Raw genomic sequence first — 26,668 nt, 5'->3', positions numbered from 1 at the left:
GACCTTCCGGGTACCGATTCATAAATCACGACATGTATTTCGTAAATTGAAATTCGCGATAATTTATTCCCTTAATTATTTGAACTCATACAGGTTGAAGTACGCTCTGGAATACGTGACAAGAGCGTCACGTATCCGGACAGGTCTTCAGGGAAGGGAGCGGACGCGGAGATGGCGACCCGAGCGAGCAGGCCGGTGAAGGAGCCGGCCCCCGTCGCATGGACATTCCTGACGAATCACGCGCACGTGCTGCTGTGCCTGGCGCGCACCCCGGACGCGCGGATGCGCGAGGTGGCGGACGAGGTGGGCATCACCGAGCGCGCGGTGCAGCGGATCGTCTCGGAGCTGGAGGAGGCGGGCTACCTGCGGCGCACGAAGGAGGGGCGGCGCAACACGTACTCGGTGAGGGCGGATCTGCCGCTGCGCCACCCCATCGAGAGCCACCGCACGGTCGCCTCGCTCCTCGCGCTGGTGCTGGAGCCCGAGCCGGGAGGCCGGCCGAAGCGTTAACGGGGCTCGAGCGCGGCCGCGGCGGCGAGCAGATCCACCACCGCGCGGTGGTAGTCGACGAGGGCCTTGATCTCCTTGAGCTCGGCGTCGGCGGCGGTCTGCTCGCGCAGGTTGACGAAGAGCAGGCTGGTGGCGCCGTGCTCGAAGCGCGCCAGCTCGGCCTGGGCCAGGCGGCGCGCCACGTCCGCGGCGCTCTTCGCCAGGCCCACCCGCTCGTGGGCGGCCCGCAGGGCAGAGAGGGTGTCACGCACCTCGGTGACGACCTTGTCCTGGGTCAGCCGGGCCTTCGCGTCCACCACGGCCCGCTTCGCCTCGGCGGCCTGTACCTGCCCGCGCGCGCCCCGGGCCTGGATGGGAATGTCGAGCACCAGGGAGGCCTGGAGCTCGGTGGGCCGCAGGCTGTCGGGGCCCCTGCCCAGGTCGCGGAGCACGGTGACGCCGAGATCCACGGCCGGGGCCGTCTGGTTGCGGGCCAGCTCGGTGTCGAGCTGGACCACCTCGCGCTGGAGCGCCAGCTCGCGCAGCTCCGGCCGCTGACTCAGGGCCTTCTGCAGCCACGCGTCCAGCTCCGCCTTGAAGGTGTCGTCGGGCATGGGCATGCCCTCGGGCAGACGCGAGTCGGACACGCGCACCGGCCTGCCTTCGCCGTCGCGCAGGTAGAGCGAGAGCTTCAGGGCCGTCTGCTCGAGCTTGCGCCGGGCGGCGACCCGATCGGCCTCGCGCTCCAGCAGGGCGCGCTCGTTCTCGGTGTGCTCGATCTGCGGGATGTCTCCCTGGGCGGCCCGGCGGGCGAGTTGATCATGGCGGGTGAGGGCCAGGGCGTACTGGGCCTCGGCGATGGCGAGCTGCCGGCCCGCGGCCACCCAGTCCCAGTAGTGGTAGGCGGCCTCGCGCTGCAACCCGAGCTGCTCGCCCGCGAGCGTGAAGGCGGCGATGTCGAGCCGCAGGCGCGCCTTGGCGATATCCGCCCGGCGCTTGTCGATGGAGCGGTTGCGCCACAGGGGAATCTCCACGCCCGCGCGCAGCTCGCCCCCGCTGAGCGTCTCGTATTCCCCGTAGTACGTGGGGAACTTGCCCTGTCCCAGGCGGTAGCCGGCGAACAGGCGCGTTCCCCCCAGCGGGGTGGGCTGCTCGACGACCGCGTCCAGGCGCTCGTTGGGGTAGTAGCTGAAGGGCACGTAGACGCCCTTGGCCTTCAGGATCGTATCGAAGCCGCCCTGCGCGGACAGCAGCTCGGCCTCGGCGGTGGCCACACCCTGGCGCGCGGCCTCCATGCCCGGGTGCTGCTGGCGCACGGAGTCGAGCACCTCCTCGAGCGTGAGCGGGGCCTCGCCGCTGGCGTGAGCGCGGGGGGCCGCGCCCAGCACCGCCAGCAGCAGGACCAGGAGGGCGGAGTGCTCACGGCGCGAGGTCATGACTTGTCCCCGGAGGTGTCATCCTTGCCCTTGTCGTCCGACTTGCCGCCGGACTTCTCCTTGTCCGTCCAGCCCGGCTCGGACGAGGAGAGGGCAGGGGGGAAGCCGTTGAACTGGCGCCACAGCTCGTAGCCGAGGCGGACCTCGTCGAGGAGGATCCACCCGTTGGCGCGCACGCCCTGGCGGAGGAAGCGCGTGGCGGGCCACTCCTCGCCCTTGTCGGGCACCACGACGATGCGGAACTTGCCGCGCCCGTCATCGGCCGCGTCGACGAAGGACACGGTGCCCCCGAAGGTGCCCACGGCCACCGAGGGCCAGCCGGCGAACTGGATGGCGGGCCAGCCCTCGAACTGGAGGCGCACGTGCCGGCCCGGGGAGATGAGCGGGGCGTCGTTGCCGTGCACGTAGAGCTCCACGGCGCTGGAGACGGTGTCGGGCACCAGCACGGCGAGGGTGTCGCCGGCCTTGACCACCTCGGCGCCCTGCCGGGCCACCAGCCGCAGGATGGTTCCGGCGCGAGGCGCCCGCACCTGCTGGGTGGCCTGGCGGGCCATGGTGCTCTCCAGCTTGGCCAGCTCGATGCGCTCCTTGGCCAGGTCGGACTTGGCGTACTCGTACTTGGCGAGGCCGTCGTTGATGAGGGCATCCGCATCCGTCTGGATGCGCTGGCGGTCGGAGCTGATGGCCTCGAGCTCGTTGCGCGCGGAGTTCAGGCTGGCGCGGGCGCTCTCGGCGTCGGTGGACGTCTTGGTGTAGTCGAGCTGGGCGAGCTCCAGGCTGCGGGTGGCGGTGAGCCCGTCCGCGTGCATGGCCTTCTGGCGCTCCAGGTTGAGCCGGGCCGTCTCGCGGGCCACCTCGGCCGCGGAGAGCGACTGCTCGGCGGCGCGGATGCGCTCCTGCACCATGCGCACGCGCGAGCCGGCCGCGTCGATGCTCGCCGAGCGCGAGGAGCGCAGGGCATCCACGCGGGACTCGTAGGCCATCATCTGGCTCTGGGCGGCGCTGATGCGGGCCTGGATGGCGGTGCGCTGCTCCTCCAGGCGGGCCATCAGGTCCGCGTCGTTGTCGGACAGCTCGACGAGGATGTCTCCCTCCTTCACGCGGGAGCCCTCCTGGACGGCCCAGGAGGTGATGCGCCCGGCGATGGGGGCCTGGATGGACTGCTGGCGCTCCAGCGGCGCGTAGGCGATGACCCGGCCCTGGCCGGTGACGTTCTGCTGCCAGGGGGCCACCAGCAGGCCAATGAGGGCGAGCAACAGGGCGAGCATCAGCAGCCGGGCCACCGTGCGCGCCATCCGCGTCGAGTGCCGCACGAGCCGCATGGCGGGGAGCTCAGCGGCGGTACCGTCATGATGGGAAGTGGGCATGGTCATGGTCGTGGATTCGGAGTCAGGAGACATCAGGAGACGGTGGCCACCCGCGGCTGCTCGGAGCCGAGCGGGCTCAGCTGACCGTCGAGCAGCTCGTAGGCCTGGGTGCAGCGGCCGAGCAGCTCGGGGCTGCGGGTGATGAGGAGGAGGGTCCAGGGCGCGTCCGGTGCCAGCAGCGTCTTCAGCACGTGGTCGCGCGCCCGCGAGTCGAGCGAGTCCAGCACCTCGTCGAGGACGAGCAGGCGCGGGCGCAGCACCAGGGCCCGCGCGAGGTGGAGCTGCGCCACCTGGCCCGAGGACAGGGGCAGGCCTCCGGTGGTGAGCTCGGTGTTGAGCCCCTCGGGGAGTCCGGCGATCATCTCGCCCAGGCCCACGGCCTCCAGGGCCCGGCGCACCTCGCTCAGCGGCAGCTCCGGCTGGCCCATGCGGACGTTGTCCACGATCGTGCCGGCGAAGATCTCCGGCGCCTTGACGATGGCCACGTCGCGGCGCAGCGAGGCGAGCGAGAGATCCCTCAGGTCGAGGCCATCGAGCAGGATGCGGCCCTTGGAGGGAGCGCGCAGGCCGTAGAGCAGATCCACCAGGGTGCTCTTGCCGCCCGCGGTGGCACCGGTGATGGCCACCTTGTCGCCGGCCCGCACCTCGAGGCTGGCGCCGCGCAGCACGGGCGCGCTCTCGCGGTAGTGGAACTCCAGGCCGTCCAGCTTCAGGGAGGCGGGCCCGGGGCCCGGCGGGACGCTCTCGCCGGTGTCCTGCTCCAGCGGCAGGTCCACCAGCTTGCCCAGCTTGTCCATGGCCGCGAGCAGATCGTAGTAGGCCTCCAGGTGCTTGCCGAACTTGGCGATGGCGGCGACCACGGCGGTGACGATGAGCTCGGCGGCGACGAGCTGGCCCAGGGTGAGCTGGCGGTTGATGACGAGCCAGCCGCCGAGCCCGAGCAGCAGCGCGCTGGCCACGGCCTGGAGGCCGAGCGCCCCGAGGATCTGCCGGAAGAGGTACTTGAAGTGCTTGCGCCGGTAGCCGAGGTAGTCGCGGGCGAGCTCATCGGCGCGGCGCAGGGCATGGGCCGCGCCGCCGTGCTGGCGGAAGGCGACGGGGTGGCGCGCCAGCTCCTGGAGCCAGGCGGCCACGGCGTACTTGGCCTTGGACTCCTTGAGGCCCGCATCGGTGGCCGAGCGTCCCCAGCCGAAGATGATGCCGGCCAGGGCCAGCAGGAGGAAGAAGTCGAAGGCCAGCAGCAGCGGGTGGTAGAAGGCCAGCATCAGCAGGCCGATGCCCGCCTGGAGCACCACGGAGAGGCCCTCGAGCATGAGGGACGAGCTGGCCTTCTGGACGGTGACCACGTCGAGGAAGCGGTTGACGAGCTCGGGCCCGTGGACGCGGTCGAAGGCGCTTGCCTGGACGCGCGGCAGCCGGTGGCTGAGATCGCTGACGACGCGGATGAAGACGCGCTGCTGGAGGATCTCCACCACCCAGTTCTGCATGGCGCGCAGGGCGCCGGCGAACACCAGGCCGCCGAGCAGCAGGATGCTCAGCACCACCAGCGGCTGGAGCAGGGCGCCGAAGGCCACGGTGTTGACGACCGACTGGACGGCGATGGGCGTGGTGAGGGCGAAGAGGCCGACGCCCACCGCGTACATGACCACGGCCCGTACATCCGCGGCCTCCAGGTGCACGAGCGCGCGCAGCCGGGCGAAGGGCGTGAGGGGCTCGTGAGGGGACGCCTCCACGGCGCGCAGGGCATGGACGGGCTCGGACTCCTCGGCGAGCACCCAGGTGAGGGGCTGCGCCGCCCAGGGAGCGAGCAGCTGCGAGAGCTCTTCCCGGCTCATGCACGCCTGGCCCTGGGGGAGCAGGCTGGTGTGCACGAGGACACGCTCGGGCGCCCACTCGGCGATCAGCAGCCACGCGGCGCCTTTGTCCGAGAAGCACACGGTGCCGAGCGGCCCCTGGAGGCTGCCCTGGCGCAGGACGTCCTCGGGTGAACGCCTCAGGGTGGAGAGGGTGAGGCCGAGTGCCTGTCCCGCGTGCTGGAGGAGCGGGCTCCACGAGTCGGCCAGGGGGCCGGCGTGCTGGCGCGAGGCATCCAGGAGCGAGGCCTGCGTGGTGCTGGTGCTCGGCTCGAGGCCGGCGGTGTGGGCGAGCCCGGTGAGCAGTGGCTCGAGCAGCTCCGCGGCGGGAGCCTCGCGGTGCACGAGGGCAGGGGCCTCGGGGGAGCCAGGCGGCGTTTCGGACGAGGTGTCGAGGTCGCGGTCGTACATGAGCGTGGAGTGCCGGTCGCGGCATCGCCTCCGGGCGGATTTGCCCGAAGCAGGCCTTTATGTATGTGCCTGGGGATGCTGGTTGAAAAACAGATAAATTGTGACAGACCCTTCGATTAAATCGATGGGTTATTGATTGAGGCCTGTTTCGTCACGGTACCGTGACGCGGACCGGTGGAGGTGTCCTCCGGGAAGGATGCCGGGGGGCTCAAGGCCCGTCCAGTTCCACCAGCCAGGCGTCGTTGTCCACCTCGATGCCGGACCAGGCGAGGAAACGCCCATCCGGCGAGGGGGCGACATAGCAGAGGTAGATATGGGGGATGCCCAGGAAACGCTCGCGGAACTCGGCCGTCCGGCGCAGTTGCTCCTCGGCGGCCTTGCGGTCGGTGGTGTACAGCACGGTGACCCCCGCCGCGATGATGCGGCCCTCGGCATCCCGGATGGGGGCGGCGTTGTGGAGCGCTACCCCGCTTCCGACAAGGAGGCCTCGTGCTCCTCGTGGCAGGGGCTGGCCTGTCCCGCGTGCCGGGGTGAGCGCGAGAGGCAGACGCGGAACGTGGTGCCCGCCTCGGCGGTGGAGTGCACGCTGATGGAGCCTCCGTGGGACTGCACGATTTCATGGGCGATGTAGAGCCCGAGCCCCATGCTCGTGCGGGCCGTTTCGTCCGTGGCCCCTCCCCGGCGGAACGGCTCGAAGAGCAGGGGAAGCAGGTGTCCGGGGATGGGTGCTCCCAGGTTGTGCACGTCGATGAGGACGCTCTCCGTGTCCTTGTCCTGGGTGGAGAGCCGCACGGGCGTGTTCTCGGGGCTGTACTTGAAGGCGTTGTCCAACAGGTTGGCGAGCACCTGCGCCACCCGCTCCAGGTCCCACTCTCCCTGGAGCGCGTTGCGAGAGAGCTCGCTCAGCAGAAGGCGCCTCGGGTGGGCGGCCTGGAACTCGTCGGCGATCCTCCTGCACAGCTCGTTGAGGTCTCCGGGGCGGCGGGACACCGGGATACCGCCGCCGAGGCGGGCGCGGGTGAAGTCCAGGAGCAGGTCCGCGATCTGGCCCACGATGCCCACGAGCTGCTGCTCCAGCTCGGCCGCGCGCAGGAATTCCTCCTGGGCCCGGCGGTGCTCGGCGATCTCCAGCGCCTGACGCTTGAGCTGCTCGCCCCGCACATGGAGGTCCACGAACACCTGCACCTTCGAGCGCAGGATGTCCGGGTCCACGGGCTTGAGCAGGTAGTCCACGGCGCCCTGCTGGTAGCCCCGGGTGATGTAGGCCGCCTCGCGGCTGAGCGCGGTGATGAAGAGGAGGGGGATGTGCCGGGTGCGCTCCCGCTCGCGGATGAGCGAGGCCGTCTCCAGTCCGGTGAGCCCCGGCATCTGCACGTCCATGAGGATGCAGGCGAAGTCCCCCTGGAGGAGCGCCAGGAGGGCCTCGTCCCCCGAGTGGGCCAGCACCAGCTCCTGCTCCAGCGGCTCCAGGATGGCCTTCAAGGCGAGCAGATTGGCGGGCAGGTCGTCCACCAGGAGGATGCGGGCGCGTATCGGCTCGGCGCTCGACACGTGAGCGGACGAAGACGACCCCAACCGTGAAATCTTGCCGGACACCGATCCACCTGACTCTGCGAAGGGAGAAGGAGAACGGTGGGGAGGCATGAGCGCGAGCCCTCCAACTGGCCGCCGTTCACCGTGCGTCTGCTGCAACACCTCCGGTGGATGCGTTTCATCCGGGTCCGTCCATGAGGATGGCCTCGCCGGCGGCCTGCCGGGCGCCTGGCTCTCTGTCAGCCAGGCCCCTATCCGTCCTATGCTCGGCTACGATCCGCCGACCTCCGGTGCCGAGCAGCCAACCCCATGTCCTTCAACAAACAGTGGAAGCTGGCCTCGTATCTCATCGTCGGGTTCAACGACGCGGCCGCCCGCGAGACCAACCGCCTTGTCCCTGTGGGCAAGGTGCTCATGCATCTGCCGGATTGGTTGCGTTCGCGCAAGCAGACCCTTCAGGAGATCTACGAAGCCCTGGAGAGGAACCAGCCCACATTCTCCTCGGGAACAGGCAGCGGGGGCCGCGAGAAGCAGCTCGCGCAACGCCTCACCGATGCCTTCACGAACGGCAAGCTGCTGGTGCTCGAACTCGAGCCACCCGTCTTTCAAATCCAGGCCTCGAGCACGGCGCCGATCGCTGTCGCCCTGGCGAAGCATGAGACGCGGGCTGCACAGTCTCAGCGGAGCCCCTCGTTCCAGCGGAGCGCTCCGCAAAACGGCAAGGAGGCCTCCCAGACACCAACCAAGGTGTACGTTGGCCCGTTCAAACTTTTCATTACGGGGGAGCTGAGCGACCAGAACCTCGTTGTCCATGCCTGCATGCGTGCGTTCAAGCTCGACATGCCTGCCGCGCAACGCCTCGTCCAGAGCGAGGGCTTGTTCGTCACTTTCTCCATCACCAAAGAAGCGCGCGCGGCGGGGTTCGTGGAGTTCGTCGTCGAGGCCAGCCTCTACCAGAAGGTGATGTACGGCAAGACCGGCAAGACCTACGCGACGGCCGAGCGCGAGGCGAAGGATCGCCAGCAGCGCTTCAAAGGGAGTTCCAAAACGTACCAGCAGCGCATTCGGGAGAAAGTGGACCAGGAGTTCGAGCAGCGTGCCGGGTACAAGCCCGGGGGCACTGAGGGGTCGAAGGAGGAGCAGCAGCGCCTCCGAGACGCCATCGAGGACGATGTCCTCCGCGAGGAGGAGGTCGCGACTGCCGCCGACAAGGCCCGGTTCGACGCTTTGCCCCAGGACGTCAAGTCTCTGTTGCCCGGCACGGCGACGGCCAAGCCCGAGAATTACTCGCAGCTCGCTCGCATAGGAGAGAAGCTCAAGCAACTGACCTCCGAGGAGCGCTCCCTCTACAAGCTGCTGGCCACCTCGCTCAGCAAGGACCTGGACCAGTTCGAAAAAGCGGTGGACGCCTTTCTCTTCCACCGCCAGGCGCTTACCGAGCAGATCGCGGCCGCCGCCGCGCAGCAACCCACCGGGGAACCCACGCTGGAGGACGTGTCGCAGCAGGTCTGGGAGGGCTTCGATGCCAGTCGGTTGCCTTCGCTCAGCGCGAGAGAACGACGCTCGCTGGCCCGCGACCTCGCTTGGAAGCAGTCGGCAGCGCAGCTCGAGCACATGCTCGAACATCCCGGCCAGACGGCATTGGGGATGGCACGCTCGATGGTCCGGTTGGACGAGCTCGCCACCGCCATGGCCGGCGACATCCGGGCCGCAGCGGATGGTGACCGCAACGCCTACTCGCGGTGGGCATCGGGGCTCGGCGCGCTCTCCAAGACCTTGGGCTTGACGGCGGCCGTACTCGGCACCGTGGCGGCGCTCATCTACGTGGGCCTGCTGTTCATCCCTGGCGTTAATGTGGCCGTGCTTGCCACCACTGCCCTCTATCTCGGGGTTGGGATGCTCGTCCTCGGCGGTGCCGAATACACGCTGCGCATCCAGGCAGCTGGCGAGGCCACCACTGGGGCCACTTTCCGCGCCGAGGTGGACAGTGCCTCAGCGGCGACCAACAACACCATCATCGGCGCGGCGATGCTGGGCTCGGGCCTGTCGTCCCGGTTCATAGGCCGGCTCCCGCTGGGAAGCCGGCTGCAGAACGTGGGCACGGTCTTCCGCCGCGCGCGTGAGACGGTGGCGGGGACCCCGCGGGGCCAAGCGTTCATCAAATGGCGCGCGGACCTGTTCTTCGAGTTGCGCCAGAAGCAGGCCGCCATGTGGGCGGCGCTCGGCCAGACGAAGAAGATGATGATGGAGCAGGCCAAGGTGCTCCAGACCATCAAGAGCGGCAAGGCGCTCGCGGATCGTCTCGCCGCCGGAGATCAACCGCTCCTGGAACTCACTGGACTCACGAAGGAGCAGGGCCAACAATACCAGAAGATCGCCGGGACTCCGGAGGCCCAGGCCTCGCTGGAGCGCCTGCGGCAGGAATTGCTCCGGGCCGTGCATGACGCGCCGGCCGCCGTGGAGCAGCAGGTCCAGCGACTGGACGCCGAGGTGAAGAAGGCCATCCAGGCGATCGAGAAGGCGGCGACCGCCGAGCAGGCCCAGGCGGCCCTCGCGGAGGTGGTGAAGAACCTGGGCGAAGGAGCCGTCGAGCAGGCAGTGGCGGACCAGCACGGGCACCTTGAGGAACGCCTGGCGGCGGACGCGCCGGATCCCGAGATCCCCGCGAAGCAGTGGCTTGAGCGGCTCACCACGCGTCTGACGCCCAAGGCCAAGAAGGCGCTGGCGGAGTTGTGCGAGCAGATGGAGGACACACAGGTCCGCGCCTTGTTGGAGAAAGAGGGTGGCAAGGCGTACCTCGAGCGACAGGCGAAGCTCAAAGAGCTCGTTCGCAAGCGCGGGACGGACAACCAGTCCGCGACGAATGCCTCCAAGCAGCCGGCCATTGATGCGGTGGTCGAAGCAAAGGCCAGCGCCGCCCTCGACAATCTCGAGCAGAAGCTCTCGCCGACGGCGCGCGAGCAGTTGCAGTCAATGCGGCGCAACTCCGAGTCCGAGCGGATCATCTGGGAGAACGTCCAGAAGCAGGGAGGGGCGGTCTACCTGGAGGGGATGGCCAAGGCGCGAGCCAAGGCGAGGACCGCCGACAAGTCCGTGGTGGAGAGGTCGAGCGAGCTCGTCCAGACGTTCAAGAAGCGGCTCCTCGAGTCCGACTTCCTACGCAGGCGAGAGGTCCGCGACGTCCTCTTGGGGAAGGGGTCAGCCGAGGACAAGCAGCATGGCCTGCGGGGGTTCATCGCCGAGGAGGTGGCAGCCGAAGAGGTGCTCGCGGCGCATGGCGGCAACAATCCCGGCAAGGTCCTACACCGCGGTATCCGGGTCATCCAGGAGCAGAAAGGCTTTCGCTCGGTGGAGGAGTTCCGCGCCGACTTCGCGGCGAAGAACGACGGCAAGGCCTTCGAGGGCGCCTTCCTCAAGGACGGGAAGGTGTACATCAAGGTGGGGGAGATCGATCTCCTGCTGGTCGAAGAGCAGCCCTTCGGCAAGGCGCGCATCCGCTATCGCGAAGAGGTGAAGTCCGGTGCCGGGGACACCCCCGGTAAGGCGCAAAAGCAGCTCGATGAGGTGGGCCGGCTGTTCGAGAAAGCCGCCGCGGGCGATGAAACCATCCGGTTCGAACTGCACGGCACCGACATCACGAAACAGCTCGACCTCTCCAGCGATGCGGCGGCCCAGAAGGCGCACCGCGGTCCGGTTCCGGTGGGCGACCCGAAGAACCAGAAGATCTACAATGAGTCGCTGGGGCTGACTGAAAGCGACCTCAAGAATCTTGCCGCGAAGCTCTTTGAGGAATGGCAGGCCCAGCAGCAGAGCAATGGCAGCGGTGGCGCACCCGCGCCCTGAGTGGAGCACGACGCATGCACCTCTACATTCTTGGACTCGATGAGGGCGAAGCGGACTTCGATCCCATTCAGAACCCGGCCGGGCTTCGCGACGAGCTTTCCGAGGGCTCCCGCTACCTGGACCAAGCATGTCAGCTGCTCGAACTGGTCAACACACAGAAGGGCGCGCGCCTACGTCACATCCTTGAGCACGATCTACTGGAGAGCGAGTCGTTCCACCGGCTGATTCCACTGCTGGACCTCGGTCGCATCGTCGACCTGCTGCAGGGCATCGAGGATGATGTGTCAAAGGTGGCGGACGACCGGTGGCAGCTTCGCCCCGGGCCTGCCGCTGCTGTTCTGGCGAAGGCGCCTGGGCTCGTGGACACGTACGAGGACAAAGAGGGCCGCACCGTTCAGACGCTGTCGAACACCATGAACGCGGTGCTTGCCTTGCGGCAGTTCCTCATCGACGCCCTCGTACGAGGGCTCGAGGTCGCCATCGACTGAGTAGTGGGAGAGAGTGCAGGCCTGGGCCTGGTCCTCAACCACGACACCATCCGAGGGCTCGACGTGGCGTCGGGCTTGGGTATGGTCAGTGGTGAACGGCGTGCGACCTCGTCACCGCGTCAGCCTTCCGGGCTGTTCGCCGTCGTTGCATAAGGCGGGTCGCCTGCTATAAGTCCTCCCCGCAGTCTTGGTCCCGTAGCTCAGTTGGATAGAGCGGCGGTTTCCTAACCCTTGAAGGGCCGCTCGGCCCTCGGGTGGAGCCGGGTAAACCTCCGAGACTACTGGACGCTGGCGTTCATCCACGTTCACCAGCGACCGGCCAATTACGTACAGATTACGTACTGACCGAGCATGGCTGATCTCCTACGGGATCGCGCTGACCGCGAAACTGCCCCAGCTGTCATCCCGCCCGGCTTCAAGCCACCCCGCCAGGGCCTCTAGAAGCCAGGCGGGGGGCGGCGACAAGCGATGCTGGAGGCATCAGCGGGTCAATAGGAATGGAAGAAGGTCAGACCCAGCGCAGGCAGCGGCTGTGCTGGCCATGGATGTCAGTGCTGCGCGATTGCTGACGCTGGTAGCCCAGCTGCTGGCAGATCTTGGCGATGCGGCAGCCCAGCAGCGTGTGCAGAGCATGCACGGGACTGCGTCGGCCTTGGAGTTTTTGCAGGGCAGCGTGGTAGGCGGCGGTGTAGAGCTCGATGAAGCGTTTGATGACGTCATGCGAGTCGAACGACCGGTTCTTGCGTGCGACGTCAAGGATGGCGCGTTTGATGAAGAGCGTCGGGATTTGAGAGGTCATGGTCAATCTTCTGGGCTTGGGAGTTGGGCAGGGGCAGCCTTGCTGGCTGCCAGGACGGGAACGGGGCGTCAGCTGCGGCGGCGGTAGATCTGTTTGTTCTGCGACGACTTTTCGTAGGGGTCGGCCAGTTCGGCCGTGACACGGGTCTTGAAGGCACGGCCGTACGCTGTCGGCTTGATGTTGAGTTGCTGCCATTCCTCCTTGGTGAAGAGGCGGATGGCACCGGGATGGTCGGCGTTGAGGGAGAACGTCTCACCGACGGGCACCATCTGACGAACTCGGCTCATGGCTTCATCGAGGAAGGACATCAAAGCCCCATCCAGGGCATCAACGTCCTCGCCGTTCGAGGTGCTGTCCGTCGGCTGGTAGAGCCCCTCGCGTACGAGTCCTTCGATGACGTAGCGAGCCATCGCCTCCGTCACCCCACCATGTCGTTGCCCTGCTGCATGCAGAGCAGGCAGCACGTCGTCGCTGAGCTGGACTCCAAGGATCACCATAGCGCTTCCTTCCGCTATCGAAGAAGCTCGATAGCGGGAATGTCCCTCGATTTTAGCTATGGGTCAATAGGCATCCGCTATGCGGTCACGACACGTAGCTACGCCAGCATGGTGCAGTAGCGAAGCGGCCGATGTCGGCTGCGGGCCTGCTCACCAGAATAGCCCAGGCGCGATTTTTTTTGTGCCTGGCGCATTTTTATTGGTGCCCGGCTGCTGGAATGGTATCGGTTGTAGCCCTCGAACGCCAGCCTGGCGCTTCATGGATGCGGAGATGAAGATGACTCTCGAAGCTGAAACGACGCTGGGGGACATCGCCGAAGGCGGCAATGTCGTACCCGATCCCATCTCGGTCCTGGTGGGGTACCAATTCGGCCAGAAGACGCTCAACGCGACGCTGCCCTTCTTGAAGTTCTACGAGAACAGCGAGGTGGCCAACGAGCACCGGGTCGCCGAGCGCGGCGAAGATGCGGAGAGCGTGTCGAACCGTCGCCTGGATAAGGAGCATGCAACCCGTATCGCCAAGTACATGCTCAAGGGCCTCGTGATGGCGGTCCAGCGCAAGCTCAAGGCGGCCAGCGACACCTCGTTGGATGATGTGATTGCCGCCGTCCTCCGAGAACTCGGCGAGCAGCCGTACCTGGCGCTTCAGGCGATGACGGTCAACATCCGGGAGTGCGCGCCCGGTGGCACCGACCTACGCGCCAGGCAGCTCGAGAACGGCGCTACGATCCTGTACCTCGGAAGCGGTCAGATTTTCTGGGTTGTGGACGGCCAGCACCGCCGCGAGGCGATGAACATGGTCATCAACGGCTTCTTGCGGCCGGTGACGAGCACGAAGCGCTACCCGAAGAAGGGGCTATATGTGCCGACGAACGGCGAGTTGGTTCTATCTTCCGGCGAGCGGCGGCTCTGGAACTTGGCCCTTGAGGCAGCGCGGAGCAACTGCACCGTGGATGTAACTATCCACCTCGGTCTCGACCCGGTGCAGGAGCGACAGCTCTTCCATGACCTGAACAACCTGGCCAAGACGGTCGAGAAGTCGATTGCCAACTCCTTCGATACTGGCAACCCGGTGAATCTCTTCATCCGGAAGGTCTTGGAGGAAGAAAAGATCCTCAAGGCGCCGCTCGTGGAGCAAGACGCCAATCACATCTGGAACCTGAATAACGGCTCGGTTTCTCGAAAGGACATCGTGCTGGCCTGTAGCCTCCTGTTCGCCGGTCAGACCGATCCGAAGAAGGTGAAACCTGCGGCGGTGAATACTTGCTACGACCTGGGGCGGCGCTTCTGGCGCGCGATTTCGCGTGTCCCCCATTTCGGCGAGCCCGCCTCCAACGACAAGACCGTGCTGGCGCAACCGGTGGTGATCAAGGCTCTGGCGCAGCTCGTGTACACCTTCAATGCTTCGCGCGAGGAGAACTCGATGCACCTTGAGACGTTCCTGAGCGCACTTGAGAAGCACCAGATCGACTTCACACATACGAATCCGATGTGGCGGATTTTCGAGGAGCCGACCTCCAAGCGAGAGGAACTGTGCCCGGGCATCTCCGACGCCATCACGCCAGAGACGGCAGGTTTCAACCTGACGATCGGCAGCTGGGACTCGGTGAAGCAAGTGATGCGGTTCAGCACCAACAGCCGCGACGTGCAGCGGCACTTGGGTGACGTTATCCGCTGGAAGCTGGGCCTGCCGAAGCGCCCTGCGCTGGTGAAGGTGCAGCAGGAGACCATGAAGAAGGTCTCCACTGCCGCCTAAGCCCAGAGCCCAAGGGCGGGTAGTGCACACGTAGTCTGGTGGTCTCAGGAAAGAACTTCGGCCGGCCCGGGCGCTCCCCCGGAACCGGCCGATAGCACGCGCAAGGAGCGCGTTAACAACTACGGTATGGCTACCGGTAGCGTTAACGCGATGCCCTCCTTGTGTCAACAAGGTGGAGGTGGCTCCTCCGCCAACCAAGGAAGGAGGTGTTCGCGTGACTCACAAGCCTGTGCTGTGCCCGACGTGCGGGTGCGGTTTCGTCCGCAGCTACGTGCACTACCGGACTGGGAAGGTCATGGACGCCCAGAAGTACGGTTACCGTGCATGGCCCTTCGGGTGCCGCTGCCGCCGTAAGAAGTAGAAGGTAGCAGAGTGAGGGCTGCCCCGTTCGTGCGCGGGGCGGCCTTCACGCTTTTTCGATCCAACCTGCTGGGTCATTTTCATTCCCCCGACCAGTAGAGCCCACCACTGGGTGCTCAGCTCAAGGCGGGGCCATGCGCGTCATCATCGGCAGGGCATCACGCCAGGAACTCGATCCCGACCAGGACTCCATCCTGGTCGAAGTCGAGCACCACATCGGGGCCCGTGTAGGACCCCATGAGTTCGGCCAGCCTGATCGATTTCGACATCTTGCAGGTCTCACCGGGGTGACTCGGGAGGCGCAAATAGGCCACGTCCTGATCGTCTTCGGAGACTCGCAGCTCGAAGCGCCCGAGCTTCTTCTTGGAATCCGTCTGCCCCATTACGGCCTCCACTGCAAAACGGTCTTCAGCTTCAATACACCATCCCTGAGCTGATAGACGACCGCACCACCTCGGCCAAAGCCAGGAACGATGACGCGGTCCGCGTGGGCCGTGTCCCGAATGGTTCCGGGCGGAAGCCCCGACTTCTCGATCTGTCGGCCGAACTCCTGCAAGGCAGCGCGAGCATCCTGCACGCTCGAGAAACCAGCCCGTTCAACCGCACGTTCCGCCGCGTGCGGCATGTTGCTGTTGACCACCTTGTCAACGTGGATATCCGACGCGCCTCCTGTCAACTCGCCCGTGACATGGCCGTTGCCTCGGCCATCTCCGGCCGACATCGCGACCGCGTTGGGGGCGAGGGTGATAGTGACGGCCTCGGCACTCACGGCAACCGTCTCGACTTCCCCCACTGCCGCGAGGCGGAGGCCCACCTGCATCTCCGCCTGCGCCGCCGCCTGCATCGCACCGGGCAGCGTCGGCACCTTCGCCGCCAACCCCGTCGCCGTGTTGCCGAGCGCCACCGTGGCCAGCATGGCGAACGCACGCGCCGCGTTGCGGCCCATGACCTTCCCGTACCGCTCCCCGGCCTCGCGCAGCTCGTTGAACGTGGCGGCCCGATCCGCCTCGTCCATCAGCCGCTTGAAGCCCACGACGAGGCCCCAGAAGGTGTCGACGCCCACGTAGGAGATGAGGGTGGCGGTCATCACCGCCGCGAGACCCTTCGAGACCGTCACGTCGGGAATCGAGATGAGGAGCATGTACGTGGTCCAGGTCCAGAGAACCGCCGCCACCATGGCGTGGGGGTCGGCCATGTCCTTGAACGCCTCCAGCATCTCGTCGAGCACGGCGCCCTTGGCAAGGGCCAGGGCCAGGGCGAAACGGCCGTCCCCGTTGACGATGGGGCTCTCCGTCAGCAGGCGGAGACAGTCTCCGGGCCTGCCGGTGCGCTCGCACCAGCGCAGGTAGTCGCGCGTCAACTCCACCTCCGCCGTCGGTGGTGCCTCCTCCAGATGTTCGTCCGGCCCGAGTGGAGTGACGCGGCGGCTGCGCGTCTCGTACGTGTACGAACCACTCCGCGCCTCGATCTCGAACAACTTCCGGGCGGCCTCCTGGGGCCGAGCGGAGGGCCGAATCTCCCAGGCACGCTTCGCCACGGCCTCCTTGAACTCGTCGCCGTTCAACCTCACCGGCTCGGCACCGGAGCGTGGGGTGAAAACGAGAGTGTCGGCCTGGCCCGTGTCCAGGCGCACGACCCGAGAAGCGGTAGCACACCCGGCGAGGAGCACCAGCAGCGCCGCCGTCCAGCCCAGCTTCATGGGAATTCCCCCTGATGATGGCAACACCCTGATGGGTAGCCAGTCCGAAGGTGTACCCTATTGGTCTGACAACTCCCGGTGTCCGCCGCTCTCGGCGGCGTCAATCGAGGGGCTCATCAAGAGCGCCCCGTGCTTCGGCATAAGGACCTTGGCGGTCATCCCCGCTGACGTCCTGGCTGGTTGGGCCCACTGGGCGAGGTAGGTCCGCATGTTGCGCCGGTATCGCTCCGTGCGGCCCTCGGCCTCGAGGTGGGCGAGGAAGCGGCCTACCAGCTCGGCCTCCATGAAGACCGCCTCGTCGGCGGCCTTCCGGGCGGCCTGGCTCTTTGTCAGGTAGGCGTCAGGGGCACGCTCGAACGGTGCTGGCCTGGCGGGAGCTTCCCCATGTCAGCCATCCGAGCTGTTCGCCGTCGTTGCATCGGACGGGTTGCCTGCTGTAAACCCCGTCTCACCCACGGTCCCGTAGCTCAGTTGGATAGAGCGGCGGTTTCCTAAACCGCAGGCCGCTGGTTCGATTCCAGCCGGGGCCACTCGCCCTGCTTCCCAAGTCCCTGGAAGCAGGGCTTTTTTCTGCCCGGTGGTGTTCAGCGGCGTTCGGGAACGTGCGCCCACGGGGTTGGCGCGGCTCCATGCCCTCGTGGCCCACGGCGCCCCGGGCGAGCCGCGCTTCCTTCAGAGCCCGTGAGGCGCAGGGCGCGTGAGCGGCTCGTGGGCCGTGCGTCAGAACGAGAGGACCACCCGCCCCTCGAGCTCGCCGGCCTTCATCCGCGCGAAGATGTCGTTGATGGACTCCAGCGGCGCCTGGGTGAAGGTGGTCCGGACCTTGCCCTCCGCCCCGAACTGGAGCGCCTCGGCGAGATCGGCGCGCGAGCCCACGATGGAGCCCCGGATCGTCAACCGCTTGAGCACCACATCGAAGATGGGCGCGGTGAAATCACCCGGAGGCAGACCCACCAGCGCCACCGTGCCTCGCCGACGCACCATGCCCACGGCCTGGGTGAAGGCCTGGGGTGAGACGGCTGTGACGAGCACCCCGTGAGCGCCGCCGAACTCTCTCGCCACCCGCGCCACGGGATCCTCCTGCCGCGCGTTGATGGTGAGCTCGGCTCCCAGACGCCGGGCCAGGGCCAGCTTGGCGTCGGCGACATCCACCGCGGCCACGTGCAGGCCCATGGCCCGGGCGTACTGCACCGCCATGTGGCCCAGCCCCCCGATGCCGGAGATGACGACCCACTGGCCCGGCCGCGCCTCTGTCTCCTTGAGACCCTTGTAGACGGTGACTCCCGCGCAGAGCAGGGGCGCTCCCTCGGCGAAACCCAATCCCTTCGGCAGGTGGCCCACGTACTGGGCATCGGCCAGGATGTACTCGGCATAGCCCCCGTTGACGGAGTAGCCGGTGTTCTTCTGCTCCGGGCACACCGTCTCCCAGCCGGTGACGCAATACTCGCAGTGCCCGCACGCCGTGTAGAGCCAGGGCACCCCCACCCGGTCCCCTTCGCGCACCGCCCGTACGCCGGGCCCCACCGCTGCCACCGTCCCCGTCCCCTCGTGCCCTGGAATGAAGGGCAGGGTGGGTTTGGCCGGCCAGTCACCCTGAGCCGCATGCAGGTCCGTATGGCACACGCCGCAGGCGGCCACCTTGAGGAGGGCCTGCCCCGGACCGGGCCTCGCAATGGGGACTGCTTCAATGGCCAGGGGCTGACCGAACGCGTGGACGACTGCGGCCTTCATGGTGTCGGGCATGGCATACCTCCCCTTCTCCATGACTGGGACTGATCCACACGTCGGGCAACGTCCCCCAGGAGCAACGTGCGGGGTGCCGAGCGGCCCGCTGGCCGCGCTCCTACCGCATTGAAGTGCGCTCCTGAGATGGAACCGAACGAAATCCGAGTCGCCCGAGGAGGCCTCTCATGCCCGCCCGGCGCCGGCATCTCCAGCCCGCCCTCTTGCACCGTGGGGAACGGACGGCTCGGGCGCGACGGCTTGGGCGAGTCATGTGAGACGGGCTGCCGGAACCCTGCACACAGCTGTCCTGGATGCGGACACTCCCCCATGGCCGCACGGAGCCTGGATAAGTAGCCGGAATTCCTGGGACCTGCTTCGTGGATGTCAAAGCAGTTGACAAACGGGGCCGTAAACAGTGGAGCAGCCTGACTCCAGAGGTCATACTGACCCACCCATCAAGTCCTTGAATAGCAGGGCGCAGGTTCAATCCCACGAAGCTGGTTTCCGGGCCCAACTCTTGCAATCGCGCTTCCTGGAAGTCTCTGGATTCCAGTCGAGCATGGAAAGGGTCGGCCATCCGGCCCGGGAGCCAACCCGGATGTCTGCAAGATTCAGGTGTTACTGGAAGAGCACCTGCAAGCCAGCAACACCCCGGGCCATGTTCGTGTGGGGTGCATTGCTGTACGCACTGTGTATCGCCCCGAGCACTTACGGGTTCGACACGACGAAGACCTGCAAGGACCCAGCGACGTGTGCCGTTGTTGCTGGAAAGGATTTCGAGACCGTGCGGCAGGTGGGGACCGCGGTGGCCTCCACCGCGGCCCTGATGAAGCTGTTCGAGGAACAGCAGCCATCCATTGAAAAGAAGTTGGAGGAGTGCGCCAACCGGGCCCGTGCGGACGTGCTCGCCCGTCATCGAGGCCAATTCAAGAAGGAGACCCCTGACTCCGAGGAGTGCCGCCAGACGACCAGGGCTGACACGGGCCGGAAGATGACCTGGGCGCAGCGGCTCGGCGAGGAGATGCACAAGGCCGCCAGGGATTGCGCCGACCTGGAATTGGGGGCGCTCCGGAAGGGACGCTACAGCCTGGAACAGCGCTACCGCATCGTCGACCCCAAGACGGGGGAGAAGAAGCTCGTCAGCACGGAGGACGAAGAAGCCCTCGTGAACACGGGCAATGGCGCGGAGTTGAAAGGAACCGTCAAGCCGGACGTCGTCATTCACGAGGGAGATCCCCTCCATGCTCAAGCCGTCTATGACTTCAAATTCCCCTGCGGAGAAAAGGGCAAGCCGCCGGACTGGTCGCGGTACCCCGAGGACCATCCCTTTGCAGGACAATACCAAAACACCATCTACGAAAGATACATCGCGCCTTTCGTCGCGCGCATCGTCCCCTGGCTGGGAGTTCTCGAATGAACCCCCATTACCCCAGAGTCCGCATTCACGCCAGGAATGGCTATCTCCTGATCAGAGAGGGGCTGAGCATGACCTTCTACATGCGCCACTCTCACGCGGAGATCTCGCGAGCCGTCAGCCAGTCACTCGAGACGTTTCTGCGCGCAGTCGGAGCCGACGCGTTGGGATTGTATGCCGATGAAGCGGGCGACTGGCAGTTGCTGGACGATACGGGCTGGTCTGTCATTCGTGACAGGTTGAACCACCCCCGGAGATCATACGCCAAACTGACCGACACGTCGGACGTTGAAGACCGCTATCGATTCACCTACGAAGGCAGGTGGCTGGACCCTTCCTTCCTGGAAACCGAGCCGGATGCAACTTCCGCGGTATCCTTCTGGCTGCCCACGGAATATCTCGAGGAACACGGCCCCGAGCGGGTCCGGAACATGGCGATCGAGATCGCATCGGCATTACCCTTCTGCTCTGGCAATGCCGGCCTCTCGTTCAATTGCGACCTGGGATTGATGGGGGTAGCCCGGGAGGTCCGCAAACTCTGGATGCGTTACCCTGGTATGGACCTCCCCCTCCTGCATTGGAACTCATTGCGAATGGGTTCGCGAGTCCGCGGGCCGTCGTGGCTGACGTTCCTTGGCCAGCCGGTACTCGGTGAGCTGGGAGGCACGGTGGGATTGCAAGCGCGCCTGCGCTCGCCACGGACAACCGTGCAAGCCCTGGAGGGAAACCGCGGCGTGGTCACTCTCGGCGCATGGCCTGAAGCAGGCGACACCCAGCAGGGTCAAATCCTGCCGGAGTACCGCGAACTGGCCCATGTGTTGGAGCCATGGCTGTTCAGGCCCCCCCCCACACATGGGGAGAACCTGCCGCCGGATGAGTTCCTTCGCTGGGAGCGCCGCTTTCTCGAGTGAGCCTGCCCCGGTTTTGTGGACACACCTCATCAGTCGGCTACACGGGAGGTAGTGTTCATGGAGCGAAGGAAGAGGCGGAGTTTTACCCCGGAGTTCAGGGCCGATGCGGTCCGGCCGCGCTCACGGTCCGCCGGGGATGGCGGTGACGGCGATGGGGTCGCTCGCGTCGACCAGGTTGTCCGAGAGCAGGTGCAGGTGGATGGCATCGCCCTGGAAGAGCCGGCCGGCGATCACCGGGACGACGGTGCTCCCCCGGACCAGGTAGTTCGCTCCCGCGTACTGCCGCGGCAGATCGTTCGCGTCGCTGCTCCAGTACGTCACGGAGGGAACCTCGGGGGGCAGCAGCGCCCGATCCTTGTCCGCGTAGACCAGGATGACTCCGGGGGACACATGCCCGTCCGGGCGGCCCGCCCGCGGGAACAGGTTGACGTTCGGCATCATCCAACTCCCGTCGGCACTGGCGAGCAGCAGTCCTCTGCCCACCGTCGTTCCCGCGAACAGCGTGGACAGGAAGAGGTCCGGCCGTGCGACGCCCGCCCTCTGGCCGTAGAGGACGCTGGAGCTCGGCCAGCGTATCGAGCCCGCCGGGAGCTCGCACTGCGTCTCGCGCACGTTGTCCGAGAGCTGCTGGACCCCGATGCTCTCATCACCGACCTCGAAGAGCTTGGAGATCGTCCTGCACCTGTCGGTGCCGGCGGCCTGACCGAATTCGATCGGGACGAGCACCCAGGCCCCGCCTCCCGTGCGCGGCTGGAGGGAGATGTGCCCGAGGGAGCTGAAGGTCGGGCGCCAGTCCTGGTCCGCCCAGAGCTCGGAGAGGGCGAAGAGCGGCCGGTACCGGAGCGCCGAGAGCGAGGCGCCCTTGGCCCGCTCCGCGACGACGATGCCCAGCCCGAGCGTCCGGTAGGCCACGTACAGGTTCCCACGCTCGTCGAAGACGGAGGAGCCCCGCTCGATGACCTCTTCGCCGGGCCGGGAGAGCCGCCACCATCCGATCCCGGTTCCGGTCCATTCCATCGCCCAGAGCGTGTTGTTGATGACGGCGGTGGCGAACGGCCACCCGCGCTCGTCGAGCACGAGCAGGTCGTCGCCGCGGATGGCTCCGCCCTGGTGCGTGAAGAGGGGGAAGAGCACCGGCCTGGGTGAATCGAGCTTCGAGCGCAGCGTCGCGGGTGATGGCCGGCCCAGGGCAAGCGTGTCGACGGTGACCTCCGTCTGCCGGCTCACCGCGCCGCTCCTCGCGGTGAGCTTCGCCGTCCCCACCGAGAGCGCGTACAGCGTCCGGCCGTCCTCGCCCACCCGCACCACGGCGGGCGCCGAGCTCTCCAGCGTCACCGGGAGGTGCGAGGGGGGGGCCCTTCGCGGAGCCCTCTTCCAGGACGGCCGTGGCGAGCAGCTCGAATGGCCGCACCTCGCCGACCCCGAGCCTCGTCACGGCGGGCGGCAGGGCGAGGGTCGCCGGCTCGGAGCCGTAGAACCGGATGTGGAAGGGGCCCAGCGTCTGGATTCCAGGAGCGAAGACGCCGCTGCTCGGGTCGCGCACCTGCACCCGGCAGCCGACTCCAGGAAAGTCGATGGTGCTCTTTCCGGTGATGACGAGCCGCTCCCGCCCCGGCGAGACGTGCTCCCGGAGCACCTCGACGGAGTGGGTGTACGCCGTGCTCCCGGAGACGGAGTCGGCCGGAGTCGCCCAGGTGAGCTCGTAATCGGTCGCGAGCGAGCCGTCGGCGAGGCGCAGCTCCACCTCGAGCACGAGGGGCTGGCCGATGGGGACGCGGCTCCACTCGTGGGGCTCCGGGGCATGGACCGGGACGATGTTCGGAAGCGGGGCGGGCGCGGGGGGCTCGGGCTCGAGGAGCAGGTCGCAGCCAGCCAGTGCCAGCGAGAGGCAGAGCGGAAGGATGCGGTGGATGAGCGAGGCCATGCGGGCGGACTCCGGGATGGGATGCAGGGCTACGGGAGGGGAGTGAGGAGGGGCGAGCAGAACTCGTTGACCGGCTGCGGGGTGCCCGCCGGATTCAACAGCTCGAGCATCACCTTCGGCTTGCCGGAGCGCTGCACCTTCACGTCCTCGAGCGGCGAGGTGCCATGGGCAGTGACGAGCTCCGAGAGCTGATGCCTCGCGGTAGGTTTCGAGCCCGACTGTATCGAGAGACAGGATTTCCCAGCGTACCATGTTCATGGGAGGCGGATGTTGTCACCTCTGGCGCACTGCTCGGGCGGCCCCCCTCAGCGGCCCTCCTTGGCCCCTTCGCTCCAGCCCGCTCCCTCCACCTGGCCTCTCTCCCGCCTATGCGCTCCTTTGATTCACGGCGGCCCGCTCGTGGGCGCGCTCGAGGGACTCGCGCAGCCGCTCGGCCACGGACTGCACATGGGGCTGCTTCAACAGCTCGAAGTGCGTCCCGGGCACCTCGTGGATGTCCAGCCTGCCCGAGGCGGGCACCAGCACCGCCCAGCCCCGGTCTTCCGTCTGGCCCTCCGCCGCCTGGGCGGCGCGCAGCAGGGTGAGCTGATCGCCCTCGTAGGCGGTGGCCTTGTAGCGCCAGCTGGCTCGCAGGTTGGCCTCGAAGACGTCCCGCAGGGCCCGCACCTGCTCGAGCCCCACGTCCGGCAGGGCGAGGTTGGCCTGGCGGGCCTCCTCCAGGATGACGTGCAGCAGCTCCTCGCGGTCCAGCGTCTTCACCCGCTCCTCGGGCACCTTGAAGCCATTGCCGACGAACTCCTCCACCAGGCCCACGAAGGCCCGCTGGAGGGCCTCTTCCTCGTTCGTCACGTGCGCGGGGCGCCCGTTGGGCACCTGCGAGTCGATGAGCATCAACACCTCCACCTGCTCGCCCTGGCGCAGCAGCTGCTGGGTCATCTCGTAGGCGATGACGCCGCCCATGGACCAGCCGCCGAGCAGGTAGGGCCCGGACGGCTGGAGGGTGCGGATGGCCTCCACGTAGAGGGTTGCCATCTCCTCGATCGTCGTGAGGGGAGGCAGCGAGCCGTCCATGCCGCGTGACTCGAGGGCATAGAGCGGCTGCTTCGGACCCAGCTGACTCGCCAGCTCGGAGTACCCGATGACCGTGCCGCCCACCGGGTGGACGACGAAGAGCGGACGGCGGGGGTCCCCCTTCTCCCAGGGCACCAGCGGCACCAGGGGCGTCCAGGCCCGCTGCTCCCCGCGCAGCAGCTGCGCGAGCTGCTCCACCGTGGGCGCCTGGAAGAGCGTCGCCAGGGGCAGGCCGCGGCCCGTCACCTCGCGCAGCCGGCCCATGAGGCGCACGGCGAGCAGCGAGTGTCCACCCAGCTCGAAGAAGTGGCCGCGCACGCCCACCGGTTGCACCCCCAGCACCTCCTCGAAGACGCGGGCCACCTTCAGCTCCAGCTCGTCCCGAGGCGGGAGGAAGGCCCGCTCGTGCTCCCGGTTCGAGGCCTCCGGCGCCGGCAGCGCCTTGCGATCCAGCTTGCCGTTGGGGGTGAGGGGCAGAGCCTCCAGGGCCACGAAGGCCGAGGGCACCATGTACTCGGGCAGACGCTGCTGGAGGAAGGCGCGCAGGCTGGAGGCGTCTGGCGAGTCGCCGGTGACGTAGGCCACCAGCCGCCTGTCGCCCGGGACGTCCTCGCGCACGAGCGCCACGGCCTGACGCACGGAGGCATGCTGGAGGAGCACGGACTCCACCTCACCGAGCTCGATGCGGAAGCCACGCAGTTTCACCTGCGAGTCGAGGCGGCCGAGGAACTCGAGCGTGCCGTCGGCCAGCCAGCGCACCTTGTCACCGGTGCGGTAGAGGCGGGCTCCGGGCGTGGTGCTGAACGGGTCCGTGATGAAGCGCTCGGACGTCAGCTCCGGACGGTTCAGGTAGCCGAGCGCCAGGCCCTCACCACCGATGAGCAACTCACCCGGAACACCGACGGGCACGGGCCGCAGCGAGGCGTCCACCACGTAGGCCTGGGTGTTGGAGATGGGACGGCCGATGGGCAACGCGGAGACAGGGTGAGGCGGGCACACCCAGGCTGTGCTGTCGATGCAGGCTTCCGTGGGACCGTACTGGTGCACGAGCCGGGCGCTCAGCTTGGAGAGGAAGAGCGCGTGGAGCTCGTGCGTGAGGGGCTCGCCGCCGCAGAAGACGAAGCGCAGGGATTGGCAACGCTCGACGTCCGGCGTCTGCAGGAAGACGGACAGCGGCGCGGGGCCGAAGTGCAGGTGGGTGATTCCGTGGCGCATCACCATCCGCACCAGGTACTCGGGGTCTCTCTGGCCACCGGGACGCGCGAGCACGAGCCGGGCACCGGCCAACAGCGGGGCGAACATCTCCCAGACGGAGATGTCGAAGCTGAAGGAAGCCTTCTGGAGGAAGGCGTCCTGGGGACTCATGGGGAACTCGCGCTGGCGCCAGTGCAGGTGGTTGACGGCGGCGCGGTGGGCCACCTGGACGCCCTTGGGACGGCCCGTGCTGCCTGACGTGTAGATGACGTAGGCGGGGCTGGTGGCCTCGGGCTCGGGCAGGACGGTGCCCTGGGGCGCGGGAGGCAGTGCGTTCAGTGCGTCGAGCGAATCCAACCGCAGGACCTGGGCCCGGGTGGCGGGCAGGGCCTGGAGCAGGGCGGAGCGGGTGACGAGCAGCGTCGCGTCACTGTCCTCGAGCATGAAGGCGAGGCGCTCGGCGGGGTACTCCGGATCCATTGGTACCCAGGCGGCGCCGGCCTCGAGGATGGCCAGGAGCGAGACGAGCATCTCCGGGGAGCGCTCGATGCAGAGGGCGACGAGAGACCCGGGGCCCACGCCGAGCGAGCGCAGGTGCAGGGCCAGGCGCGTGGAGGCCTCGGAGAGCTGGCGGTAGGTGAGAGTACCGGACTCGGAGACGAGGGCGGTGGCCTCGGGTGTGCGCAGCGCCTGGGAGCGGACGAGCGAGTGGAGCGTGGCGTCGCGGGGGAAGTCCGTACGCGTGTCGTTCCACTCGACGAGCACCTGCTGGCGCTCCTCGGGAGGGAGGAGGGGCAGGTCGCGCAGCACGGTGTAGGGACGGGCGGCGATGGCCTCCAGGAGCACCTGGAAGTGACGCATCATGCGCGCGGCGGTGAGCGCGTCGAAGAGGTCGGTGTTGTAGGTGAGGGTGCCGCCGAAGCCCTCCGGGACCTCGTTGAGCGCCAGGGAGAGCTCGAATCTGGCGGTGGTGCTCTCGGGCTCCACGGGGCGCAGGGAGAGGCCTGGGAGCTGGAGCTCCCCCGTCGGGAGGTTCTGCAGGGCGAACATCACCTGGAAGAGAGGCGTGCGGCTCAAGTCGCGAGGAGGACGCAGTTCCTCGACGAGCTTCTCGAAGGGGATGTCCTGGTGGGCGAAGGCACCGAGGGTGGTTTCCCGCACCTGGTGCAGCAGCTCGCGGAAGGAGGAGACACCGGAGAGGCGGGCACGCAGGACGAGGGTGTTGACGAAGAAGCCGATGAGCCCCTCGAGCTCGGCGTGGCGACGGCCGGCGATGGGCGAGCCGACGGAGATGTCGTCCTGGCCCGAGTAACGGGAGAGCAAAACCTGGAAGGCCGCCAACAGGGCCATGAAGGGAGTGACGCCTTCACGCTGGCAGAAGGCCTTGAGCGACTCGGAGAGGGCCTTGGGGAGGTGGACCTCGATGTGTGCGCCGCTATGGCTCTGGACGGAGGGACGAGGCTTGTCGGTGGGCAGCTCGAGGGCGGAAGGAGCCCCGGAGAGCTGCTGGCGCCAATAGGAGAGCTGCTGCTCGAGCGCCGCGCCCTGCAGCCACTGACGCTGCCAGACGGCGTAGTCGGCGTACTGCAGGGGCAGCTCGGGCAGGGGTGAGGGCTGGCCGGAGGAGAAGGCCTGGTAGAAGGCCGCCATCTCGCGCACGAAGATGCCCATGGACCACCCGTCGGAGACGATGTGGTGTATGGAGAGGGCGAGGATGTGCAGTTGCTGCTGGAGCTTGAAGAGCGAGGCGTGAAGCAGCGGGCCATGGGCCAGGTCAAAGGGCCGCATGACGGAGTGGAAGGCCAGACGGTGGGCCTCGGCCTGACGCTCGGAGGGAGGCAGGGAGGAGAGGTCCACGAGCGTCAGCGGAAGAGAGGCGTCGGGAGCGATGCGCTGGA

The 26,668-nt window shown here is 67.4% G+C and carries 19 protein-coding genes, 1 tRNA gene and 1 pseudogene; 9 read left to right on the top strand and 12 right to left on the bottom strand.

Annotated features, from left to right (window positions below):
• Positions 1 to 171 precede the first annotated feature (171 nt).
• Positions 172 to 510 (top strand): helix-turn-helix transcriptional regulator, encoded by a 339-nt coding sequence (locus AC16DP_RS51650; RefSeq protein ID WP_329732302.1) that lies wholly within the window; start codon positions 172 to 174, stop codon positions 508 to 510.
• Here AC16DP_RS51650 and AC16DP_RS51645 read toward each other — a convergent pair.
• The 5 genes from AC16DP_RS51645 to AC16DP_RS51625 all read right to left on the bottom strand — a co-directional run bounded on the left by AC16DP_RS51645 (position 507) and on the right by AC16DP_RS51625 (position 7,152).
• Complete coding sequence (locus tag AC16DP_RS51645; protein WP_329732303.1) at positions 507 to 1,925, bottom strand: TolC family protein; 1,419 nt, start codon at positions 1,923 to 1,925, stop codon at positions 507 to 509. The two genes, AC16DP_RS51650 and AC16DP_RS51645, sit on opposite strands and share 4 nt — an antisense overlap.
• Positions 1,922 to 3,292 (bottom strand): HlyD family secretion protein, encoded by a 1,371-nt coding sequence (locus tag AC16DP_RS51640; protein ID WP_329732304.1) that lies wholly within the window; start codon positions 3,290 to 3,292, stop codon positions 1,922 to 1,924. Before AC16DP_RS51640 ends, AC16DP_RS51645 begins: the two co-directional genes overlap by 4 nt.
• Positions 3,293 to 3,324: 32 nt before the next feature.
• Entirely contained in the window at positions 3,325 to 5,556 is a 2,232-nt protein-coding gene (locus AC16DP_RS51635) for a peptidase domain-containing ABC transporter (protein WP_329732305.1), read from the bottom strand.
• 208 nt (positions 5,557 to 5,764) lie between these two features.
• Positions 5,765 to 5,956 (bottom strand): hypothetical protein, encoded by a 192-nt coding sequence (locus AC16DP_RS51630; protein WP_329732306.1) that lies wholly within the window; start codon positions 5,954 to 5,956, stop codon positions 5,765 to 5,767.
• A gap of 62 nt (positions 5,957 to 6,018) precedes the next feature.
• Positions 6,019 to 7,152 (bottom strand): hybrid sensor histidine kinase/response regulator, encoded by a 1,134-nt coding sequence (locus AC16DP_RS51625; RefSeq protein WP_329732307.1) that lies wholly within the window; start codon positions 7,150 to 7,152, stop codon positions 6,019 to 6,021.
• Positions 7,153 to 7,398: 246 nt separating this feature from the next.
• On the opposite strand from AC16DP_RS51625, the gene AC16DP_RS51620 reads away from it, so the two are divergent.
• A complete protein-coding gene (locus AC16DP_RS51620; RefSeq protein ID WP_329732308.1) occupies positions 7,399 to 10,932 on the top strand; it encodes a hypothetical protein in 3,534 nt (1,177 codons plus the stop codon).
• A gap of 14 nt (positions 10,933 to 10,946) precedes the next feature.
• Complete coding sequence (locus AC16DP_RS51615) at positions 10,947 to 11,420, top strand: hypothetical protein (RefSeq protein ID WP_329732309.1); 474 nt, start codon at positions 10,947 to 10,949, stop codon at positions 11,418 to 11,420.
• 508 nt (positions 11,421 to 11,928) lie between these two features.
• Here the strand turns inward: AC16DP_RS51615 and AC16DP_RS51610 are convergent.
• Both AC16DP_RS51610 and AC16DP_RS51605 read right to left on the bottom strand, forming a co-directional pair.
• Positions 11,929 to 12,219 (bottom strand): hypothetical protein, encoded by a 291-nt coding sequence (locus AC16DP_RS51610; protein WP_329732310.1) that lies wholly within the window; start codon positions 12,217 to 12,219, stop codon positions 11,929 to 11,931.
• Positions 12,220 to 12,287: 68 nt separating this feature from the next.
• Positions 12,288 to 12,716: a hypothetical protein gene (locus AC16DP_RS51605; protein ID WP_329732311.1), complete on the bottom strand. Its 429-nt coding sequence runs from the start codon at positions 12,714 to 12,716 to the stop codon at positions 12,288 to 12,290.
• Positions 12,717 to 12,987: 271 nt separating this feature from the next.
• On the opposite strand from AC16DP_RS51605, the gene AC16DP_RS51600 reads away from it, so the two are divergent.
• Both AC16DP_RS51600 and AC16DP_RS51595 read left to right on the top strand, forming a co-directional pair.
• Positions 12,988 to 14,472, top strand: a complete 1,485-nt coding sequence (locus AC16DP_RS51600) for a DNA sulfur modification protein DndB (RefSeq protein WP_329732312.1) — start codon at positions 12,988 to 12,990, stop codon at positions 14,470 to 14,472.
• A 214-nt stretch (positions 14,473 to 14,686) separates the two neighbouring features.
• Positions 14,687 to 14,833 carry a hypothetical protein gene (locus tag AC16DP_RS51595; RefSeq protein ID WP_329732313.1) on the top strand — a complete coding sequence of 49 codons (147 nt, stop codon included), beginning with the start codon at positions 14,687 to 14,689 and terminating at the stop codon, positions 14,831 to 14,833.
• Between the two features lie 157 nt (positions 14,834 to 14,990).
• On the opposite strand, the gene AC16DP_RS51590 is transcribed toward AC16DP_RS51595, so the two are convergent.
• Positions 14,991 to 15,215: a DUF2283 domain-containing protein gene (locus AC16DP_RS51590; protein ID WP_329732314.1), complete on the bottom strand. Its 225-nt coding sequence runs from the start codon at positions 15,213 to 15,215 to the stop codon at positions 14,991 to 14,993.
• A gap of 320 nt (positions 15,216 to 15,535) precedes the next feature.
• Positions 15,536 to 16,531, bottom strand: a pseudogene (gene sitA5 / locus AC16DP_RS51585) (SitA5 family polymorphic toxin); the annotation flags it as partial.
• Between the two features lie 456 nt (positions 16,532 to 16,987).
• Between sitA5 and AC16DP_RS51580 the strand changes: the two are divergent.
• Positions 16,988 to 17,061 (top strand) — tRNA-Arg (locus AC16DP_RS51580).
• Between the two features lie 190 nt (positions 17,062 to 17,251).
• On the opposite strand, the gene adhP is transcribed toward AC16DP_RS51580, so the two are convergent.
• Positions 17,252 to 18,274: an alcohol dehydrogenase AdhP gene (gene adhP, locus AC16DP_RS51575; RefSeq protein ID WP_329732316.1), complete on the bottom strand. Its 1,023-nt coding sequence runs from the start codon at positions 18,272 to 18,274 to the stop codon at positions 17,252 to 17,254.
• 640 nt (positions 18,275 to 18,914) lie between these two features.
• Here adhP and AC16DP_RS51570 point away from each other — a divergent pair.
• Both AC16DP_RS51570 and AC16DP_RS51565 read left to right on the top strand, forming a co-directional pair.
• Complete coding sequence (locus AC16DP_RS51570; RefSeq protein ID WP_329732317.1) at positions 18,915 to 19,673, top strand: hypothetical protein; 759 nt, start codon at positions 18,915 to 18,917, stop codon at positions 19,671 to 19,673.
• A gap of 68 nt (positions 19,674 to 19,741) precedes the next feature.
• A complete protein-coding gene (locus AC16DP_RS51565; protein WP_329732318.1) occupies positions 19,742 to 20,581 on the top strand; it encodes a DUF3396 domain-containing protein in 840 nt (279 codons plus the stop codon).
• Positions 20,582 to 20,701: 120 nt separating this feature from the next.
• Here the strand turns inward: AC16DP_RS51565 and AC16DP_RS51560 are convergent, their stop codons facing one another.
• Positions 20,702 to 21,916 carry a hypothetical protein gene (locus AC16DP_RS51560; protein WP_329732319.1) on the bottom strand — a complete coding sequence of 405 codons (1,215 nt, stop codon included), beginning with the start codon at positions 21,914 to 21,916 and terminating at the stop codon, positions 20,702 to 20,704.
• A gap of 146 nt (positions 21,917 to 22,062) precedes the next feature.
• On the opposite strand from AC16DP_RS51560, the gene AC16DP_RS51555 reads away from it, so the two are divergent.
• Positions 22,063 to 22,287, top strand: a complete 225-nt coding sequence (locus tag AC16DP_RS51555; protein WP_329732320.1) for a hypothetical protein — start codon at positions 22,063 to 22,065, stop codon at positions 22,285 to 22,287.
• Between the two features lie 584 nt (positions 22,288 to 22,871).
• On the opposite strand, the gene AC16DP_RS51550 is transcribed toward AC16DP_RS51555, so the two are convergent.
• A partial coding sequence (locus tag AC16DP_RS51550; protein WP_483957131.1) for a non-ribosomal peptide synthetase occupies positions 22,872 to 26,668 on the bottom strand: 3,797 nt, incomplete at its 5' end.

Source organism: Archangium sp. (assembly GCF_057119385.1).
Note: the sequence above shows the minus strand (reverse complement) of the source record. Positions and strands in the feature narration are given on the sequence as shown.